The 19,690-nt window shown below is 50.5% G+C and carries 19 protein-coding genes; 7 read left to right on the forward strand and 12 right to left on the reverse strand.

Annotated features, from left to right (window positions below; translation table 11 throughout):
* Positions 1-13 precede the first annotated feature (13 nt).
* Both INP77_RS09600 and eutC read left to right on the forward strand, forming a co-directional pair.
* On the forward strand, positions 14-1,411 hold the full coding sequence (locus INP77_RS09600; protein ID WP_194748799.1) for an ethanolamine ammonia-lyase subunit EutB: 1,398 nt from the start codon (positions 14-16) through the stop codon (positions 1,409-1,411).
* Position 1,412: 1 nt separating this feature from the next.
* Positions 1,413-2,213, forward strand: coding sequence for an ethanolamine ammonia-lyase subunit EutC (gene eutC / locus INP77_RS09605; protein ID WP_194748800.1), 801 nt, complete (start codon positions 1,413-1,415; stop codon positions 2,211-2,213).
* Between the two features lie 15 nt (positions 2,214-2,228).
* On the opposite strand, the gene INP77_RS09610 is transcribed toward eutC, so the two are convergent.
* Complete coding sequence (locus tag INP77_RS09610) at positions 2,229-3,215, reverse strand: helix-turn-helix domain-containing protein (protein WP_194748801.1); 987 nt, start codon at positions 3,213-3,215, stop codon at positions 2,229-2,231.
* Positions 3,216-3,600: 385 nt separating this feature from the next.
* Between INP77_RS09610 and INP77_RS09615 the strand changes: the two genes are divergently transcribed.
* Positions 3,601-4,485 (forward strand): TorF family putative porin, encoded by an 885-nt coding sequence (locus INP77_RS09615; RefSeq protein ID WP_194748802.1) that lies wholly within the window; start codon positions 3,601-3,603, stop codon positions 4,483-4,485.
* A gap of 164 nt (positions 4,486-4,649) precedes the next feature.
* Here the strand turns inward: INP77_RS09615 and INP77_RS09620 are convergent, their stop codons facing one another.
* Positions 4,650-8,339 carry an EAL domain-containing protein gene (locus tag INP77_RS09620; RefSeq protein WP_194748803.1) on the reverse strand — a complete coding sequence of 1,230 codons (3,690 nt, stop codon included), beginning with the start codon at positions 8,337-8,339 and terminating at the stop codon, positions 4,650-4,652.
* Between the two features lie 277 nt (positions 8,340-8,616).
* Here INP77_RS09620 and xth point away from each other — a divergent pair, with 277 nt between their 5' ends.
* Complete coding sequence (gene xth, locus INP77_RS09625; protein ID WP_194748804.1) at positions 8,617-9,393, forward strand: exodeoxyribonuclease III; 777 nt, start codon at positions 8,617-8,619, stop codon at positions 9,391-9,393.
* Here the strand turns inward: xth and INP77_RS09630 are convergent.
* The 3 genes from INP77_RS09630 to INP77_RS09640 are packed head-to-tail and all read right to left on the reverse strand — an operon-like array spanning position 9,390 to position 12,271.
* Positions 9,390-10,343, reverse strand: a complete 954-nt coding sequence (locus INP77_RS09630) for a hypothetical protein (protein WP_194748805.1) — start codon at positions 10,341-10,343, stop codon at positions 9,390-9,392. The two genes, xth and INP77_RS09630, sit on opposite strands and share 4 nt — an antisense overlap.
* A gap of 12 nt (positions 10,344-10,355) precedes the next feature.
* A complete protein-coding gene (locus INP77_RS09635; RefSeq protein WP_194748806.1) occupies positions 10,356-10,784 on the reverse strand; it encodes a DNA polymerase III subunit chi in 429 nt (142 codons plus the stop codon).
* A gap of 5 nt (positions 10,785-10,789) precedes the next feature.
* Entirely contained in the window at positions 10,790-12,271 is a 1,482-nt protein-coding gene (locus tag INP77_RS09640; protein ID WP_194748807.1) for a leucyl aminopeptidase, read from the reverse strand.
* Positions 12,272-12,359: 88 nt separating this feature from the next.
* Between INP77_RS09640 and lptF the strand changes: the two genes are divergently transcribed.
* Together lptF and lptG are read left to right on the forward strand one after the other, a co-directional pair.
* Entirely contained in the window at positions 12,360-13,469 is a 1,110-nt protein-coding gene (lptF, locus tag INP77_RS09645) for an LPS export ABC transporter permease LptF (RefSeq protein ID WP_194748808.1), read from the forward strand.
* Positions 13,466-14,560, forward strand: a complete 1,095-nt coding sequence (lptG, locus tag INP77_RS09650; protein ID WP_194748809.1) for an LPS export ABC transporter permease LptG — start codon at positions 13,466-13,468, stop codon at positions 14,558-14,560. The genes lptF and lptG overlap by 4 nt, the downstream gene beginning before the upstream one ends.
* 18 nt (positions 14,561-14,578) lie before the next feature.
* Here lptG and INP77_RS09655 read toward each other — a convergent pair whose 3' ends face one another.
* The 3 genes from INP77_RS09655 to INP77_RS09665 all read right to left on the reverse strand — a co-directional run bounded on the left by INP77_RS09655 (position 14,579) and on the right by INP77_RS09665 (position 16,083).
* Positions 14,579-14,980, reverse strand: a complete 402-nt coding sequence (locus INP77_RS09655) for an RDD family protein (protein ID WP_194748810.1) — start codon at positions 14,978-14,980, stop codon at positions 14,579-14,581.
* An 84-nt stretch (positions 14,981-15,064) separates the two neighbouring features.
* Positions 15,065-15,607 (reverse strand): formaldehyde-activating enzyme, encoded by a 543-nt coding sequence (gene fae / locus INP77_RS09660; protein ID WP_194748811.1) that lies wholly within the window; start codon positions 15,605-15,607, stop codon positions 15,065-15,067.
* Positions 15,608-15,654: 47 nt separating this feature from the next.
* Positions 15,655-16,083, reverse strand: a complete 429-nt coding sequence (locus INP77_RS09665; protein WP_368667937.1) for a GNAT family N-acetyltransferase — start codon at positions 16,081-16,083, stop codon at positions 15,655-15,657.
* Positions 16,084-16,237: 154 nt separating this feature from the next.
* Here INP77_RS09665 and INP77_RS09670 point away from each other — a divergent pair, with 154 nt between their 5' ends.
* On the forward strand, positions 16,238-16,870 hold the full coding sequence (locus INP77_RS09670; RefSeq protein WP_194748812.1) for a response regulator: 633 nt from the start codon (positions 16,238-16,240) through the stop codon (positions 16,868-16,870).
* On the opposite strand, the gene INP77_RS09675 is transcribed toward INP77_RS09670, so the two are convergent.
* The 4 genes from INP77_RS09675 to INP77_RS09690 are packed head-to-tail and all read right to left on the reverse strand — an operon-like array spanning position 16,865 to position 19,479.
* A complete protein-coding gene (locus tag INP77_RS09675) occupies positions 16,865-18,010 on the reverse strand; it encodes a PAS domain-containing sensor histidine kinase (RefSeq protein ID WP_194748813.1) in 1,146 nt (381 codons plus the stop codon). The two genes, INP77_RS09670 and INP77_RS09675, sit on opposite strands and share 6 nt — an antisense overlap.
* A 37-nt stretch (positions 18,011-18,047) precedes the next feature.
* A complete protein-coding gene (locus tag INP77_RS09680) occupies positions 18,048-18,839 on the reverse strand; it encodes an HD-GYP domain-containing protein (protein WP_194748814.1) in 792 nt (263 codons plus the stop codon).
* Entirely contained in the window at positions 18,829-19,266 is a 438-nt protein-coding gene (locus tag INP77_RS09685; protein ID WP_194748815.1) for a PleD family two-component system response regulator, read from the reverse strand. The genes INP77_RS09680 and INP77_RS09685 overlap by 11 nt, the downstream gene beginning before the upstream one ends.
* 21 nt (positions 19,267-19,287) lie before the next feature.
* Complete coding sequence (locus INP77_RS09690; protein WP_194748816.1) at positions 19,288-19,479, reverse strand: hypothetical protein; 192 nt, start codon at positions 19,477-19,479, stop codon at positions 19,288-19,290.
* Positions 19,480-19,690: the final 211 nt, after the last annotated feature.

Here is a 19,690-nt window from a genome sequence, read left to right on the forward strand (position 1 = left end):
GAGTGAGAAAAAGATGGCTTACAGTTACAGCGTCGGAGTACATCAGTATCAGTTTAAAGACTTGAAAGAAGTGATGGCAAAAGCCTCACCGCCGCGCTCTGGCGACTTTCTCGCAGGCGTGGCTGCAGAGACTTATGTTGAGCGCATGGCCGCCAGGATGTGCCTTGCCAGTGTGCCGCTCAAACGCTTTTTAGAGGAGTTGCTGCTGCCTTATGAACAAGACGAAGTGACGCGCTTGATCATTGATACGCATGATGCGCAGGCATTTAGTGAGATCAGCCATTTAACCGTAGGCGATTTTCGAGACTGGCTGTTGCTGGATACCACGGATACCGCCACGCTGACGCGGGTTGCCAAAGGCATCACGCCGGAAATGGCGGCAGCGGTCAGCAAGCTGATGCGCAACCAGGACTTGATCCTGGTTGCCAAAAAATGCCAAGTGACGACCGCATTTCGAAATACCATCGGCCTGCCAGGTCGTTTGTCTGTGCGCTTGCAGCCCAACCACCCGACCGACGATGCCCGCGGTATTGCCGCTTCTCTGCTAGACGGATTATTGTATGGCTCGGGGGATGCGGTGATCGGCATCAACCCGGCCACCGATAGCATTCCTGGCTTGATGAACTTATATTACCTGGTTGATGAAGTCATTAACCAATATGAGATTCCCACCCAGTCGTGCATCCTGACCCATGTCACCAACCAGATTCAACTCATCGAAAAAGGTGCGCCGATTGATTTGGTGTTTCAGTCGATTGCCGGCACCGAACAAGCCAATAAAACGTTTGGTATTAATCTTTCGATTCTGGATGAAGCGTATTCTGCAGCCTTGTCACTGCAACGCGGCACGGTAGGCCAGAACGTTATGTATTTTGAAACAGGCCAAGGCTCGGCACTCTCGGCCAACGCCAATTTTGGCATGGACCAGCAAACCTGCGAGGCACGTGCCTATGCGGTTGCCCGCCACTTTTCGCCCTTACTCACCAATACGGTGGTGGGCTTTATCGGGCCTGAATACCTATACGATGGCAAACAAATTATCCGTGCCGGCCTGGAAGACCATTTCTGCGGTAAGTTGCTGGGCCTGCCGCTGGGGTGTGATGTCTGCTACACCAACCATGCCGAGGCAGATCAAGACGACATGGACACCTTGATGACCTTGCTGTCTGTGGCAGGCATTACCTTCATCATGGGCATTCCAGGGGCGGATGACATCATGCTTAATTATCAGACCACTTCCTTTCACGATGCGCTCTATTTGCGTAAAACACTCAACCTGAAGCCAGCACCGGAGTTTGAGCAGTGGCTACAACGCATGAACCTGATGGATCACACCGGCATGATCCGCCCGGTAGACAATAGCCATGCCTTGTTACAAAATAAACCCAAGCAATTAATGAGTGTCCCTTAATATGCATCAGCCTCCTGCAGCCCCTAGCACAGGCATCGTCAGCGAAGATCCCTGGTCACAGCTTAAAAGCTTTACGCAAGCGCGGATTGCCCTCGGCAGGGTAGGTAGCAGCCTGCCTACGCAAGAAGTCCTGGATTTCAGCTTGAGCCATGCATTGGCCAGGGATGCGGTTCATCTTGGCCTGGATACCCAGGCTTTGATGGCGCAAATTCAAGCGACATTGTCAGTCGATGTCCATCAGGTTCATAGCAAGGCACCAGACCGGGCTTCTTATTTATTAAGACCCGATTGGGGCCGTCAACTGAGTGAGGACAGCGGGCTACACCTCAAAGCTGCCAAACCAAAACAAGCGATTGATTTATTACTGGTGGTGGCGGATGGCTTGTCTTCACTGGCAATCAAAAATCACGCGCTGCCGTTATTGCAAGAAATTCATGCGCAAGCCCCTGCGGAATGGCATCTGGGGCCGGTGGTGATTGCCTCCCAGGCCAGGGTTGCACTGGCCGATGAAGTGGGCGAAATGCTAGGCGCAAACATGGTAGCCATGCTGATTGGTGAGCGGCCTGGACTCAGCTCGCCGGATAGTCTGGGGATTTATTTGACGCATCAGCCACGGCGTGGCCGCAGTGATGCGGACAGAAACTGTATTTCCAATGTCAGGCCAGATGGCCTGGGTTATGCCGCCGCCGCAAAAAAATTGTTATGGCTGGCAAAAGAAGCCAACCGTTTAAAATTGTCAGGCGTTGCGCTCAAAGATGAAAGCGATGTCGTTATGATTCAAGACGCGCCTTCGAGCCAATAAAGCTAAATCACTGCATTACTCATGAAAGCGCTTGAAGGTTGTAGAGGGCGCTTCACCAAACATCTTTTTATATTCCTGCGAAAAATGTCCAAAATGCCAGAACCCCCATGACGTGGCTGCCTCCGTCACAGAATTGGCGTGCCTCAGCATTTGGCGGACACCATTGAGCCGCTCGGTGCGCAGGTAGACGATCGGACTTTTCTCCAGGGTTCTTTGAAAATGATATTGCAAGGTGCGGTGGCTCATGGCCAAAGACTCGCACAACTCGACGACGGTGATAGGATCATCCTGGCGTTCACGCACGATTTTTCGGGTTTTGGTGACCACTTGCCAGGATTGATGCTGATAATAAACGGTCCTCGGCGCCGAATCGTCACAGAGCAATGTATCGGCCACCATTTGCAAAGCCATCATTTGTGTTTCTTGCACCAGCGTAGGGTATTGAATAAAGCCAGGCAGGGCCTTGAGCGTCGTGAAAACAGAACGCACAAATCGGACCAGGTTCTGATACTTTGTTTGGCTCAAATATAAAATCTTGGCACTCTTGCACTGCTGGTCCAGTCGCTCCTGATCGTCATCTGACAAGTACTGCATCAGAAATTTTCTCGAAATCACAATCAGGCCGATGGTGAGGTTTGCGGGCGAGACAAACTCAAAACCGTTTCTGCCAGAAAAAATATGCACCGCCTGCTGTTCGCAGAGGCTGCCACAAAACATGCCCTTTTGAATGCTATTCATCGGCACCCCGATGGAGACTTTTTCCTCATCCAGATAGCCTTGTTGATGGAGTTGCTGATTAGTAAACTCAAGGAATAATGACACCTCAGGCAAGTGCACATGGGTCAAAAAGCCATTAAAGTGCCCGGCCGAGAGCTGTGAGTAATCTTGATGCCAGCCTTGCAGGAACTGAGACTGCTCATCAAAATCCTGACTTTCCCTATGCAAATAGTTTGACTGTGGCAGCGTCAATAATGCCGCAGTGCGCGCGCAGTGTTCTAACATTATGGTATCCCTGAGTCTGCTTTATTATTGTGTGAGCTAACTGTAGTGCTGTGTTAGCAAATAACATTCCAACTCTCCTGTTTTAGCACACCGCCCAGCATTCAGCTTGCCATGCAGGTTTACAAAGCATTTCCTGCGCGCTTTTATTTCGTAGCATTGGTTACCCTCATCACAAAGTTATCAATCCAGGTGCAATTAGGCATGCTGCGCCTATTTTTAGTGCATTGCATGGGCGCAAAAAGCACTGTCTGCGCATCAGGCTGCTCACCTAATCCTCAAACCTCCCATCACCATTTTTATCTGCATCTTTGCCGATTTGGGATAGCCGCAGGGGACTGCAATCCGCAGAATGAGCTCACATTATTCATTAACAGGGACCCTATTTATGCGTAAATCTATCCTTTTTGCTCTTGCACTCGTCTCCGCAAGTTTCGTCTCCACGCTTAGCCAGGCAGAAGAAAAATCTGCCTGGACATTGTCCAGAAATGTGGCCTTTGTGTCGGACTACTACTCCCGCGGCATCTCTCAGTCATGGCACAAGCCTGCCGTTCAGGCCGGGATGGATCTTGCCCATGAGAGCGGCTTTTATGCAGGCGTTTGGGGGTCTAGTATCACGCCACAAACCTATGTCGACAGCACCACCGAGATTGATATTTACACGGGCTACAATGGCAGTTTCGCTGCAGTTGAAAAGCTCGCCTGGTCAGCTGGGCTGATTGGCTACCTCTATCCCGGCGGCAATTGGAACAAATGTAACTGTAAACGCAGCGATGGGGTTACCAGAGTGGGTAGCCAGCGCTTTGACACTTATGAAGCAAATGTTGCCCTCAGTTATGACTGGATTAGTGCAAAAGCCTCTGTCACGCTCACGGACTGGTTTGGCGCCAATAAGAGTACCGGTTTTGACAGTGATAGCCGTGGCTCCACTTACATCGAGTTAAATGCCAACTATCCGCTGCCGTTTTATGACCTGATTCTGGTGGGACACGTTGGTATGCTTGATGTAGCGGCCAAGGTAACACCACTCTCTTATGGTGACTACTCTGCTGGTAAAGGGAATCCAGACAACACTGACTACAAAATTGGATTGAGTAAAACGCTGGCAGTAGCGAATACGACTGGGCTGAACCTTGGCGTGTACTATGTGGGGGCGAATGACACTGGCTACTGGAGTCCCCAAGGTTACGGTGGCTCCAGTTTTAATGGCGGAAGCCGATCCAAAGACCTGACAGATAATCGCTGGATAATCACGCTGAGTTCTACCTTCTGATCAACACCGCGTTTGATCCGTGGTCGCGCGTCAGTCTGATGCGACTGGCGCGGCCTGGAGCGCCACTCCAGGCCGTTAGCGACCACACGCAGTCCTCTCTCATACTCCCGGTTGACCGGGAGTTTTTTTATGTAAGGTGCGTTAGATGCTGGCCCTGCTAAGCATCAGCCTGTCATGACAGACTGTCCGGTTGCGACCAAACGTTCAAAATCCTGCGTACGCTGCGGAACGGAGAAGTAATAGCCCTGGAACGTATTACATCCCAAACGAGTGAGAAGGTCGAGCTGCGCTTCGGTCTCCACCCCTTCGGCCAATACGTCGAGTTGCAGGCTGATCCCTAGTGAAATAATGGCATTGACGATACTTTGGTGATCCTGCCCCTGTAACATGTCGCGTACAAACGACTGGTCGATCTTGAGCTGATCAAACGGGAAGCGCTTGAGATAGGACAGTGAAGAATAGCCCGTGCCAAAATCATCCAGCGAAAAACTGACACCCGCCGCTTTGAGCGCGGTCATTTTGGCGATGATATCTTCCACATTGTCGATCAACATGCTTTCCGTCAACTCAAGTTGCAGTCGACCCGGGGCAATGTTGGCCTCGGTCAGCAACAGCTGCACCTCCGTGACAAATGCTGATTGCAGGTACTGCTTGGGGCTGACATTCACGGCCAGCACCATTTGACTGAGTTGCGGATGAAATGCCCACTGCTGCAATAAGGCACAGGCCTGCTGTAAGACCCAGCGTCCCAGGGCGACAATTTGTCCGCTAGACTCGGCGAGGGCAATAAACTCACCGGGCATGATCAGGCCACGTTCAGGATGTTGCCAGCGCAACAGTGCTTCTGCACCGACCATCTGGTGCTGTCTGTTATATTGTGGCTGCAAATGCAAGACAAACTCCTGTTTTTCTATGGCCTCATGCAACTCCGCCTCCAGCGCCACGCGCTGACGGAGCTCGATTTCCATCTGCGCATCAAAAAACCGGTAGCCATTTCTGCCGGCCTCTTTGGCTTTATACATGGCCATATCGGCGCGTCTGAGCAGCTCATCGGTCTGACTCATGTCAGGATCAAACAAGACGACGCCAATGCTGGGGGTCGTGTAATGCTGGTAGTGATTGAGTTTGAACGGCTTTTTAAAGGCGCCTACGATTTTTTCACAAATTTTGCGCGCCTGCTTTTCCGCTTGGTCCGTCGCGGATGCCAAACTATCGAGCACGACCACAAACTCGTCGCCGCCCAGGCGGCTAACCGTATCCTGCCGCCGCACAGAGTGTTTAATGCGTTTGGCGACCTCAATCAGCAAGGCATCGCCTACCGCATGCCCATGCGTATCGTTGAGTGTTTTGAAGTTATCAATATCGATAAACATCAAGGCACCACCGGTTTTTTTAAGTTGGGATTTATGGATATGGGCCGCCAGCCTGTCTTGCAGCAACAGCCGGTTGGGGAGGCCGGTCATGGTGTCGTAGTAGGCCAATTGGCGAATTTGCGCATCGGTGCGCTTGCGTTCGCTGATGTCTCTGAGTACAGCCACCCAATGCGTCACACGGCCACGCTTGTCATGCAGCGGCAAGGCATCCATTTCCAATGAAATGCCGTTACCTTGATGATCGACAGTCACCACTTCCGTTTTAATCGGTAATTGCTGCTGCCAGGCTTCCTTAATGCGTTGCAAATCGTTGGCAGGCGTACTGTTTTTAAACAGCTCAAACGGCGAAAGATGATTGTACTGGTCCACGGCCAAGCCGGTGATACGTGTAAACGCATGATTTAAAAAGACAATTTTTTGCTGTAACGGGGTGTGTACCGGCGCCTCAGTGATCATCACCATATCATTCAGCCGTGACACTCCGCTTTGTAACAGCTTCAATTGTTCATCGGCCTGCTCGCGCTCAATCGCCAACCCCAGAATATGGGCATAACTCTCGACCATGTCCAGCTCGGCTGTCTCTGGCAGGTGGCGTGACTGACGATACATCGCCAGCATGCCAAGCACCCGTTGGCTGCGTGAGAAGATGGGCAAGCTCCAGCAGGCACGCAAGCCATGTTTCAGCGCAAGGTCTGCATAGTCGGCCCATAGCGGATGCGTGCTGATGTCTTCGGCTATCACCCGGTTCTGGGTCAAACTGAGCATGCCATAACCTGCAACAGGCAGCTGACTCATCGCTTGTACGTAGCTGGCTGGCAAGCGGTGCGAGGCGGCATGATGCAGATGCCGCCCATCCTGATCCATTTGTAAAATCACACAATAGACCTCGGAAAAATGCGCCTCGATGAGCTGCACGGCCGCATGCAAAATCTCAGGTAACGGGATATCCGCCAGTAGCATCGCCTGTATTTTGTCTTGTCCCTGCTTGATCGCTTCAAGTTGTTTTTGTACCGTAATATCCTGTAACGAGCCTTGCACCTGAACAATCCGGCCGTGCTCGTCGCGCAACGCCTGCCCCATTGCGCGCACCCAGAACCGGCGGCCATGCACGGTGACCTTTTCCAGCTCCAGATCATAAGGGGTTCCCTCCGACATGCATTTCTCAAGCGCGCTGGACATGATCGCCCGATAGGCTGGCACAAAAAGACTCATGCCTTCCTCAAGGCTGGGAGAGTATCCAGGTGGCAATTCATGTAAGGCCGCCACTTCGTCAGACCAGCGCATGCGCTTTGTAGGCAGGTCGATGACCCAGCCACCGATTTTTGCCACATTGCCCGCCACTTTGAGCAAATACTCAGTCTGGCGCCGCTGATCTATTTCCTCTTGCAAGGCCCGCGTTCGCTCAGAGACCTGCCTGCGCATTTGCAGGTTCCACAACACGGTGACAGCCACCACCAGCACGAGTGTAAACACCCCGCGTATCAGCCAGTTCACATAGGGGCGTTCTATAGAAACATCATGGTGGTAGATAAAGCCTTGTAGTTGCGCATTGGCAGGAACCAGTCCCAGCGCGGCATAGGTCTGGGCAATCGACTGCCAGCGCTCTTCATTCATATGTCCCCAGGGCACCACCTCAGACAACACATAAGGCGCCATTAAACGCGCCTCCTGCAACAGAGACTGTTGATTGATATCGCGTTGCGCAACGCCAGGCATGCTGGCTATCGCATTGGCCATGGCCTCTTGATGATTGAACGCGTATTTCCAGCCTTTTTTGGTGGCGCGCAAAAAAGCCTCAACCCGTGCGGGATGTTGCAACAGCTCCTGTTCAGTCGTGAACAGTACATCGCCATAAAAATCTGCGCCATAGGCCTGGTTGCTAAGAATAGCGGGTGCATGGCCTCTTTGCTGTAATTGCATGGGCTCATCCATCGCATAGGCCATCATGGCGTCCACGCGCCCCTCAATCAAATCATCCAGATTTGAGCGATAAGGCAGAAGCGTCATTTGGTGAATATCCAGATGCTGCTTGAATAGCATGGCTTGAAATTGCAGACGGCCATGTTCACCCGAAAGCATAATGCGTTTGCCGATCAGATCTTGAGGCCGCTTGATTCCGCTGTTTTGCAAACTCAGTAACACATACGGGGAGTGCTGAAAAATGGCGGCCAGAGCGATTAGCGGCTGGCCAGACAAGCGTGAAATCAGAATTTCGGAATCGCCGATGGCGTAATCTGCTTGATCAGACAAGACCTGCTTTAAGGGATCGATGGACTGGTTACCCTCGATAATCTCGACCGCCAAGCCTTCATCACGGTAGTAACCCTGTTGCAAGGCAGCGTAATAACCGGCGAATTGAAACTGGTGATGCCATTTGAGTTGTAAGCGGATAGGCTCAGTCGGGGGTGCCGCATAGGCGAATACTGACCAAACTATGGCCAGCAGCGAGGTGCAGACTAAAACAATCCATCGGCGTGTCATGCGGATCCAGACAACATGAAAGATATCCTGACTGGATGCGAGGTGTTCTGTCAGGCCCAACTGTATTTATACGGCAGTGATATGCAAACAGATTGCAGAAATAAACACAGAATCCATGAGGTATCCGGAGAATTGATCTCATCAATGCTCTGGGTGTGAGATAACAAGCCGGTTTAGACCGACATGCAGGCATTGCCTGTGATCTCTGTTGCTCGTGTAAAATAGCGGCAAATCAACGCCAGCACGGCTTGTTGCACTGAATTTAAGGGGAAGATGGTTGAAACTCGCTACTTGGAATGTTAACTCGCTGACCGTGCGTTTGCCGCATGTGCTGGACTGGCTCAGTGCGAATCAACCGGATGTACTGTGCTTGCAGGAAACCAAACAGGAAGATAGCAAGTTTCCGTATGCGGCGCTCAAAGAGGCTGGCTACAATGCCGTGCATAACGGCCAGAAAACCTATAATGGCGTGGCGATTCTAAGCCCGCATGCAATAGAGGCTGTTCACCTGGACTTGCCAGACTATGCTGACACGCAAAAACGCATTATTGCGGCCACCATACAAGGCATTCGGGTGATTTGCGCCTATGTCGTCAATGGCCAGGCAGTAGACTCAGACAAATACCATTACAAGCTGGCATGGCTTAATGGACTGCAAAGCTGGCTTCAAGCAGAACTGAGTCAACATGAAAAACTGGTAGTTCTTGGCGATTACAATATTGCACCAGACGACCGTGACTGCCACGACCCGCAGGCCTGGCTGGGCCAGGTGCTGGTAAGCCCGGCTGAGCGGGCCGCCTTTCAGCAATTGCTGGCCTTAGGCTTGCATGATAGCTTCAGGTTGTTTAATGATCAGGCAGGCGAGTTTAGCTGGTGGGATTACCGCATGGCCGCCTTCCGCCGCAATATGGGCATGCGGATTGATCACATTCTCGTCAGCAACGTCCTCAAACCACACTGCGAAAGCTGTGTGATAGATAAAACACCACGCAAGCTCGAACGCCCCAGCGACCATACGCCCGTGGTGCTGACCCTGGCCAACGCAAGCCCTTAAACCGTTGGCATCACAAACTTGATACCCTGCAACACCTCCAGAATGCGTGACTTAAGCCGTTTGTTCATGTCTTCTTCCATCGCCTGCAGTTGCATCGCCACCAAGGCAGCGACTTTTTCTTGCATGCTGGCAGCATTGACCGACAAGTCGTCCTGCATGCCCTGCTTGAAGGCCTCCAGTTGTTGTGCAGACAGTTCGTTAAACACTTGCTGCAACGATTGTTTATAGTCTGCAGCCAGAGTCGCCGCAGCCAGCTCATGGCTGGCGGACAAGCGAGACTTGGCTTGTTCCTGTAATTGCTGCAAATGCGTCTCCAACGCTGCTTCCAGTTGGCTACGCAATGCCAATACTCTGCTTTCGAGTTCGGTTTGTTGTTGCGCCAACAAACTGGCGAGCCGTTCATCCAGCCATTGCTGGCTATTGGCCTCCAACCGCTCAAGCAGTGTTTGTTCGGTAGCGGCAAATGTGGCCTGCTGCGACGCATTCAGCTGGACCAGCTTATCTTCGACCACCTGCAACTGTTGCTCGGACTGACTTTCCAGCGCCTCGGTAAACGCTTGTTCACGTTGTTGCATCTGCGCGAGCTGCCCCTCTGTCAGCGCGCTCAGGCGCGCCTCCAAACCGTCCACCTGTTGCTTGCTGACATTGCCCATCGCTTCACGAAAAGCTTGCTCAATCGACTGTATGCTTTCGCCGATTTGGGTTTGTGCCTGTGACAACACGGTCTGTTGCAACGCGTTGGCATACTGGGTCAGCCCTTGCTGGTGCTGCGCGAGCGACTCACTGGACTGCTCGGCCAACTGCGTCGTGATGAGTTGCGTGATCTCTGGCAATAAAGCCTGTTTGAGCTGTGCCACCAGTTCGTTCATGTCTGGCATCACCACCTCGGCCACTGGCGACGCAGATTTTTGAACAACTTTGGTTAACACCGGAATTTCTGAAGTTTCCACACACCCTCCCCGTTATGCTTGTGACTGCATGGACTTGATATGCTGAATCTCATAGCCCCGATCACGGTAAAACGCCCAGCGCTGGCGACCAGCCGCTTTTTCAGTTTCGTCTTGCCCAATGATTTCGAACACATGACGAAAACGGCTAAAAAACTTGGGCAATGCTGTTTGGCAGTTAAACAATAAATCATCCTGCCGGATCTGCTCAGGTGCCCAGGCAATCTGCACAGGCGTCAGCGCTGCATGGTCGGCATCGGCGAGCACATGCGGTAAAAAGCCTTCAACCGGCTGCTGCCAAAGCTGAGTACTCAACTGCTCAGCCTGCTGACGATCTGACAAATAGACGGTGACACTGCGCTGCCTGGAAAACGCCTGCGATATTAAGTGTTGCATCAATGCAGGCGTATCCGGCACATCCGTATAAAAACGAATTTTGGTCATGCCTTTTATTGTGCGGCTTGCGCCAACAGATAACTCATGAGCAAAGGCACTGGTCGGCCAGTGCCGCCTTTTTCCTTGCCAGATTTCCAGGCAGTCCCTGCGATATCCAGATGTGCCCAGTCATACTTTTTGGTATAGCGCGACAGGAAGCAGGCGGCTGTAATACTGCCCGCGGCGCGTCCGCCAATATTGGCCATGTCGGCAAAATTACTGTCCAGTTGCGCTTGATAGTCATCCCACAAGGGCATTTGCCAGGCACGGTCACCGGCTTGCTCCCCCGCCTCCAGCAACGCTTTGGCCAGCTGGTCATTATTGGCAAACAAGCCACTGACATGATGGCCAAGTGCAATCACGCAGGCACCGGTCAAGGTTGCAATATCAATCACCGCGGCAGGCTCAAAGCGCTCGGCATAGGTCAAGGCATCACACAGAATCAAACGGCCTTCGGCGTCGGTATTCAATACTTCTATTGTTTGGCCAGACATACTGGTCAAAATATCGCCAGGTTTGGTCGCGCGGCCGCTTGGCATATTCTCACAGGTCGGGATCAAGCCAACCACGTTGAGTGGCAGCTTCAACTCACCCAAGGCCTTGAACACGCCAAACACGGATGCCGCGCCGCACATGTCATACTTCATCTCATCCATCTCAGCCCCTGGCTTGAGTGAAATGCCGCCAGTATCAAACGTAATGCCTTTACCCACCAGCACCACCGGTTTTTGCGATTTTTTACCGTGCAAATGCTGCATGACAATAAAGCGCGGCGGCTCTTCGCTGCCACGGGTCACGCCTAAAAATGAGCCCATATTGAGTTTTTCAATCGCAGCCTGATCCAGCACTTCGACCTTGAAGCCATATTCCTTGGCTAACTTTTCAGCCTGCTTGCCCAAATAGCTGGGCGTACAGATATTTGGTGGCAAATTGCCCAGATCTTTGGCCAACGCCACGCCCTGGCCAACGCTCTGCCCTTGTTTCAGCCCCAGCTCAGCCTCGGCTTGTGCGGATTTTTCAAGCAACACGCTGACGGATTGCAGCGGATGCGGCTCCACCGATTTCTCTTTGACCGCATTCACTTTGTAAGTGGCATCGAGCGCCACCTCGGCCAAGGCTGCCGTTTTTTGCTGCACACTGACTTTTTTCAACGCAAGCGCGGCAAAGTCGGTGGCGAGATGGTCTACGCCTGCTGGCAACGCTTTAATCGCGGCGCGGAAACTGGCACGCAATCCTTTGAGATTCAGCTCATCGGCTTTACCCAAGCCGACCAGCAGCACTCTGGGCGCCGCGACGCCTGCCAACTGGCGCAACATCAGAGTAGTACCAGCCTTACCTTCCATATCGCCAGACTTGACGGCCGCCGAGATGGCTTTCTCAGTGGCGCCATCCAGCAGCTTGGCTAAATCGCTGAGTTTACGGCCTTCAAAAATGCCCACCAGCAAGCAATCTGTACGCAATTTTTCCGGGGAAGTGCTTTTTATGCTAAATTCCATCTTTATCCTTTTTGGTTCCATGCAACTAGCTTAAGTGATGGTTGTATTATCTAGTGTTTTATGCTGATTTCAAAGCGGTGCATTTAAATTGAAAATTTTCAAACGTGCATTGTCTGCAGAGCTCATGTCTTCTGCCTCTGCCATCTTCCTGATTATCCTCGGCATCGTTGTCGCCCAGCGCGCTGGCAATATCGTACGCCAGGTCTCCAGAGGCATTTTACCTAACGATGCCATTGGCACCATCCTGACCTTTAGCCTGGTGCAATTCATGCCCATGATGATGTCGCTCGCCGTTTTTCTGGCCGTGCTATTGACGCTGACACGCTGGCACCGCGACTCGGAAATGGTGATCTGGATGTCCGCAGGGCTGAGTTTAAGACAATGGGTCTTGCCTATCATGCGGTTTCTGGCGCCGATTGTGCTCATCATCAGTCTGTTCAGCCTGATAATTATGCCTTGGGCCAGTGGCAAGGCTGACAGCTACCGCGAGCAGCTCAAAAAACGGGATGAACTGTCATCAATCAGCCCCGGGACCTTTAAGGAGTCGAGCGCGGGCGATCGCATTTACTTTATTGAGAGCTTTGACAAGCTTGGCTACGAAGTCAAAAACGTGTTCGTCCAATCCAAACAAAACGGCAAAATTGGCATTATTACTGCGAATCGTGGCAGCCGCTACAAAGCCAGCAACGGTGATAATTTTTTACGGCTGGAACATGGCCGGCGCTATGAAACCACGCCCAACAGTCTGGAGGTCATGACCACCGAGTTTGAGCGCTATGATATCCGGGTCGAAGCCAAAGAGACTGCGCCCGCCACCACCACCGCGCAGATTAAGTCCACGCAATCGCTGCTGAGCGATGCCAGCGCCGCAGACCATGCCGAGCTGCACTGGCGTATGGCGATTCCGATCTCAACCATCGTCATGGTCCTGCTTGCCATCCCGCTCAGTTTTGTCGATCCACGTGCAGGCCGCTCGCTCAACATCATGTTTGCGATCCTGATCTTTATCATCTACAACAACCTGCTCAGCATTTTTCAGGCCTGGATTACGCAAGGCAAAATTTCGGTACTGGTGGGATTGTGGCCCGTGCACCTAAGCTTTATCCTGCTCGGCTGGTATCTTTACCACCGACGCAAACATCTGAAACCGTTGATGCCGGGCTGGCTCAAACGCACCCCCAAAATCGCTAAGCCATGACCCTGACCCGTTTAAACCGTTATTTCTGGCAAGAGATCAGCTTCAGCATCATGCTGGTGCTGTTGGGCCTGCTTGCCATGTTTTCGTTCTTTGACCTGCTACAGGAGCTGGACAGCCTGGGACGAGGTCACTATGGCATCAACAGCATGCTCACCTATGTCGCCCTGAGTATCCCTGGCCATATATACGAGGTGGCACCAGTCGCCGTATTGCTGGGCATCGTCTACACATTGGGCGCGATGGCCGGGAACTCGGAGCTGATTGTCATGCGCACCAGCGGCATTTCGTTGCAATCCATTGCCATGATTCTGCTTAAAATCGGCCTAGTATTTGCATTGGTGACCTTTCTGATTGGCGAGATCATTGCACCCATCAGTGAAAAACTGGCGCAGCGCATCCGTATTCAAGCCACTGATTCCGTCGTCGCGCAGGACTTTCAATCCGGACTCTGGATTAAAGACGGCAGCAGTTTTGTCAATGTCAGCTCGGTCATGCCAGACACCAGCCTGGTCGATATCCGCATTTATGATTTTGATCCCCAGTTCAAGTTAAAGCACATCAGCCATGCCGAGAAAGGCTACTTTCAGGATGACCACTGGGTACTGTCTAACGTCACCCAGACCAATATCAATCACAGCAAACAGATTCAGGATAACTCGATCACCTCACAGTTTTTCAAGCAGACGCGCTGGGAGTCACTGATCCGGCCAGAACTGTTGAATGTGCTGCTGGTATTGCCAGAAAAAATGTCGGCCTGGAACCTGTATAGCTTCATTCAATACTTACATCAAAATGGACAACGCAGTACCCGCTATCAGGTCGCACTGTGGGCTAAGCTGGTCTATCCACTGGCCTGTTTGGTGATGGTGGTACTGGCCTTACCGTTTGGCTTTTTGCAACAGCGTGCCGGTGGCATCAGCGCCAAAATCTTTGCCGGTATTTTTCTGGGCGTGGTCTACCAGATCATGAACCGCGTGTTCGTGCATTTGGGTGTGCTCAATGACTGGCCACCGCTGGTGAGTGCCATCAGCCCGACGCTACTGTTTTTGCTGGTCGGCCTGGGCATGCTTTACTACGTAGAGCGGCGTTAAAACCCGCCTGACTCGTGCTTATGTGATGCTGATTATCCGCGTGCCAAGCAGCCGGTCATGCAAAAACTGCTGCTCGCGATCCAGTACTGCCCACCACAATGTCAGCCCCGCCGGGAGCAACAACAGTGTTGCCACCCCATAGCGCAGCAAAGCCAGGCGCCAGTCCAGCAAACGGCCCTCGGCATCTACCACTTTCAGCTTCCAGGTCTGGCTGGCCAGCGTTTGGCCGGTCACCACCCAACAGCGCACAAAGTAAGCGCCTATCGACAGCCACAACAGCATCTGCAAACCTAAACGCCGCCAGCCATGACTGGCATCCCCCACCACCAGCACATAAGCGGCGGTCAGTGCCAAGGCCAAGGCCAGCATCAACAAGGCTTCATAAATCACGGCCAGATATCGTTTAATTAAATATTTCATTGCGCGTCTGCCCACTTTCGCCGGATAACAAAAACCCCGCACATGCGGGGCCTATCTCACACAGGATAAACGGGGGATCCTGACTTATTTCTGATCCCAGCTATCTTCCCACATGCAGTGCTTGATTTTGTGACGGTTAGCAATCAGCTCATCAATGCTAGGCTCGTCGTTCAACGCGCGTTTCAAGGCCAGCTTGATCGCTTCGTAGTTGTTTTTGTACAGATCGGCTTTGTCCAGATTGGCTTCTTTGGCACAGCCCGGATCAATCCACAGCAAGGCAATAATGCACAGCTCATTGACCAGCTCTTTAGGAATAATGCCTTCGATCACTGCATCGGTAATGCCATCAGCCACACCGGCTTGCACCACACCACCGAACAATTCGATATTCAAGGAGTCTTTCAAGGTGACTTTTGGCACCATCATGGTCGCTGGGCGCACCATCTGGTTGATGTCACGCACGGCAAACATGGCTGTGTGGCCTTTGGTTTGCGCCATCATGTTCGCGAAAGCCGTACCCACTGGGCCGTCCACGGCACCGATCACGATTTCTGGCATCGCGGCAGTCACGTCCTTGCCTTCGGAAAACACGGTAGCTTCACCCGCTTTAAATACGATTTTTGACATGAGAATTCCTTTGTATGTCTGGATGTTGGAGAAAATTCAAACCGTGATTATATCAGTTCAAGCTGCATATCGACATGCAGGATATTGGCATCCAGATACGGCTCGCTGGTGACTTTGAATCCAGCACGCCTGTAAAAATCGATCGCATGCACTTGAGCAGAAAGCCGTACGCAGGGCACAGATAACGCTCGACACCCCTCTATCGCAGACTGCAACATGCAAAGGCCAACACCCTGCCGTCGCCACTCGGGCAAGACGGCCATACGCCCGATATACCCGTTATATAAAACACGCGCACACGCAATCGGGGTACCATGTTTAATGCCTAGTAAATGCATTGCGCCCCCATCTTCAGCATCCCACTCCAGAGCCTCTGGCACACGCTGCTCTTCAATAAACACAGTCTTGCGAATGGCTTGGCACTTGGGCCAGCGATCATCTGGAAGGTAAAATTGCTCGATACGAAAATGAGTCACAATATTCAAGATCTGACCGATCTAAATTAAAAAAATAGCTATTTCTAGCCTTTTAACTATTAAAAATATTTAAAGTAGAATTTATTGTTTCATAAAATTAATATTTTAATCTAAAATTTGATAAATTATCATTAAAATCAACAGGGTAAATAAATTGGATAGTGTCAAAGTATTTAGAGCGCAAAATAATCGCATTCCTCAGGACCAGGAGGTACTGAGTACCAAGGATGCGTCAAAACTGCTTGACCTGTCTGTTGCCACCGTTCAGAAACTGGTTGAGAATGGTTTGCTGGAGGCTTGGAAAACCAAGGGGGGGCACCGCAGAATCTTGAAAAGTTCGATCATTAACTACGCCTCCTCCATCAACAAAACGGATCTCGCCTCAGCCGCCAAACTTTCAGTCCTGATTGTTGAAGATAATCAGGAGCTTGCCAGGTTATATGCATTGAAAATCGCTGAGTGGCAACTGGATATCGAGCTGGAAATTGTAAACTCAGGCATAGAAGGGCTTATTCAGCTCGTGAAATCTGTGCCTGACATCCTGATCACCGACTTAAAAATGCAGGGGATAGACGGTTTTCAATTACTGTCCATCCTCAAAGATGACTACTCGCTCCAGAGCATTAATATCATTGTGGCGACTGGACTCACTCCGGCCCAAATAGAAGGCAAAATACCAGACTCAGGGATTACCGTACTGCACAAACCGATCAATTTTGAGTTTTTACATGGCTATTTTGTTGCCCAGATCAGCAACAAAATCAAAACAGGTTTCAACAGGCTATGACAGCTGCCTAGGCAAGAAAATCGTCGCGGCGGTCCCTTTATCCTTCTCGCTGCTTATTTCTACGCGGCCATTAAAAAGCTCTACAATTTCCTTCACCAACACCAAGCCCAAGCCACTGCCTTCAATGGCTTGATCAGCCTTGGCACGCCAGTATTTTTTAAATAGATGCTTTTGCTGTTCGCAAGTGATACCAATCCCGTAATCAATGACGGTAATTGCAACCTCATGTTCAGCGCTAGGCGCATTCACTTTGACAATCACACGCCCACTCGAGTACTTGTAAGCATTACTGATCAAGTTATACAGCGCTTGTTTGAATTTATTGACATCCATGACCACCTCTATCCTGCGTGTGGCCGGGATAAACTCGATAGGTGGTCTATTGGCGGGCGGGAAGTAATAGTCTGTCATTTTTCTCACTTCCGTATTCAGCTCAACCTTTTGTAACTCCACCTCACTCCCGGCATTGATCTCAAATTGATTGAGGCTCAATAAGTCTTTGAGGACTTGATTCAGAAAACCGGATTGGGAGTGAATGGCCTCCACTAGAAATGCATTCTCATCCTGGGCGCATAGTTTCGTTTTTAGTATTTCAGAGAAACCTAAAATATTACCAATCAGATTTCTTAGCTCATGCGCTGCTGCCAGCAGGTGCTCAGACTTCGTAACATTCGAATGATAATCATGCGTAATGTCTCGGTAATAAATAATCTCTTTCACGGCGCCATCTGATGGATGACGGACGATTTTTTGCAGCACGCGAAACTCCGGGGTCTCGGTGAATAGTTGATTCACTCGATCAGTTTTACGCCGATAAAACTTATGCGGATTATTGAAGTTATCCTGGCGTAACTTGTAGAGTAGCCCCACCCGCCCTTTCTCAATCACCCGACTACTGAGCCGGGTCAAAATATCATTCAATACTTGCTGATCTTGAGAAAGTATCTGTTCTTTTTTGATCCCGGTGAGCAAGGTAAAACTTTCATTGACGAATTTCACCGTATCATCATGGCAAATCACGATGATGCCATCTGGTGAATATTCTAAGGCAGAGCGTAAGTCCTCATCAGGCCGCATGGCGGCCTGCCAATAAGGCGCGCGCGCGTCTTTGACACGATGCTCATATGAAATGTTTTCCAAGATTTGCCCCGCCATATTCAACGTTTCTACCTGACAACTATTTATCAAAAAAACTCAAAGCAGAGTATTTAAGCATTTGCTCGTAAGAAATCGCCTTCTGATCAATGTGCTTTTTCAATCGCTCAAATTGCTTATAGTGCTTTAAAAAAACTTCCGTTAACGCGGGGTCAAAATGTGTACCCGCAAGTTTCTCTATCTGCTGATAGGTCTCCTCATAGCTAAACGCTTTTCGATAACATCTATCCATGGTCAGTGCATCAAAAAAATCGACCAGTGCCACAATGCGCCCCACCAGAGGGATTGCTTCTTTTGCCAACCCTCGCGGATAGCCTGTGCCGTCGTATTTCTCGTGATGTGTTAACGAAATCAGCGCAGCCAATTTAAACAAGGGGAGCTCGTCCATGAGTATCTTTTCACCGATTTCCGCGTGCTGATTCATGATCAGCCGCTCATCCACCGTGAGCGCTCCTCGTTTTTTCAAAATGTCATCAGGCACCCCGACTTTGCCGATGTCATGCATGGGCGCGGCCAACCTCACCATGAAACAAAAGTCCTGAGGCTTGTTTAATAAATGGCAGAGATACTCTGAGAGGTAACCGACGCGCGTAATATGCACGCCGGTGTCATCATCTTTACTGGCTGCCACCCGTGCCAACTTACATAAGGTGGTGTGATGCGCACTGACCAGCGCATCGTGATTAGCCTCTTTTTCACCCTTTAGCACCGAAAAATCCTGCGCCAATTTAAGCAGTTGCTCAACCAAGTTAGAACTGGAAGCCTCAACCATCTCGTGAATAAATGCTGTGCCAAGTTGCAGTTTACTTGCCATATGTACTCCTTACTCTGGAAACCCGTTCCAATAAATCTATGGGACTAAAAGGTTTTTCAATAAAATCATTAGCCCCGGCCAGCAAAACATCAAACTTTGTTTGCGTATCGGTCATGCCACTCAAGACATAAATCAAAGAATCATTTAAAGCAGGTAAGGCTCGAAGTTGTTTACACAACATTAACCCATCGACACGATCCATTAAAATCAAATCGATAATAATCAGATGCGGCAGATGATGTTCGGCCAGATAAAGGGCCGACACCGCATTCTCTGCACACTCGACTTGATAATCCTCTTCAGAAAATAATGTTTTCAATAGCAATCGCGTATGGAGCTGATCATCCACAACCAGTATTCTCTTTCTTTGCGCAGTTGAATCAATAAATTGCGTCAGCTTCCACCATTCGTTCTGTTTATCGGACATCAAAGGCGCTTCTTTCTCAAATCACAAGGAGTCTCTGCCATGCGGGATTGGGCGCAAGGCAGATTGCATTTCCTCAAACAGCAGATTTAATGCTGCATCAGAAACAGCCACAATCAAATTAAAACGCGTGTCATTGAAATTTTGGTTAATTTCTCTCGACAACTGGTCTTTCAATGCACGCAGCTTTTCAATTGAGTCATCTTCGATATTCATAATTAATCAAATTTAATATTTTATTTAATAATAATATTAAATTAATAGATTATCAATTTAAGGAGTAATTTTATACAACGCAAGGGAAAATTTCACTACAGATAAGGCATAAATGTGGAAATTTTGCTCAAGCAAGGACGGGGCATGCGCATGAAGGGAGCGAAATGGCCAAGGCGGTGGTCAAATATTGCAATTATCTGACCCCACAGGC

Origin of the sequence: Methylophilus sp. 13 (assembly GCF_015354335.1) — a bacterium.
Taxonomy (GTDB): Bacteria; Pseudomonadota; Gammaproteobacteria; order Burkholderiales; family Methylophilaceae; genus Methylophilus; species Methylophilus glucosoxydans.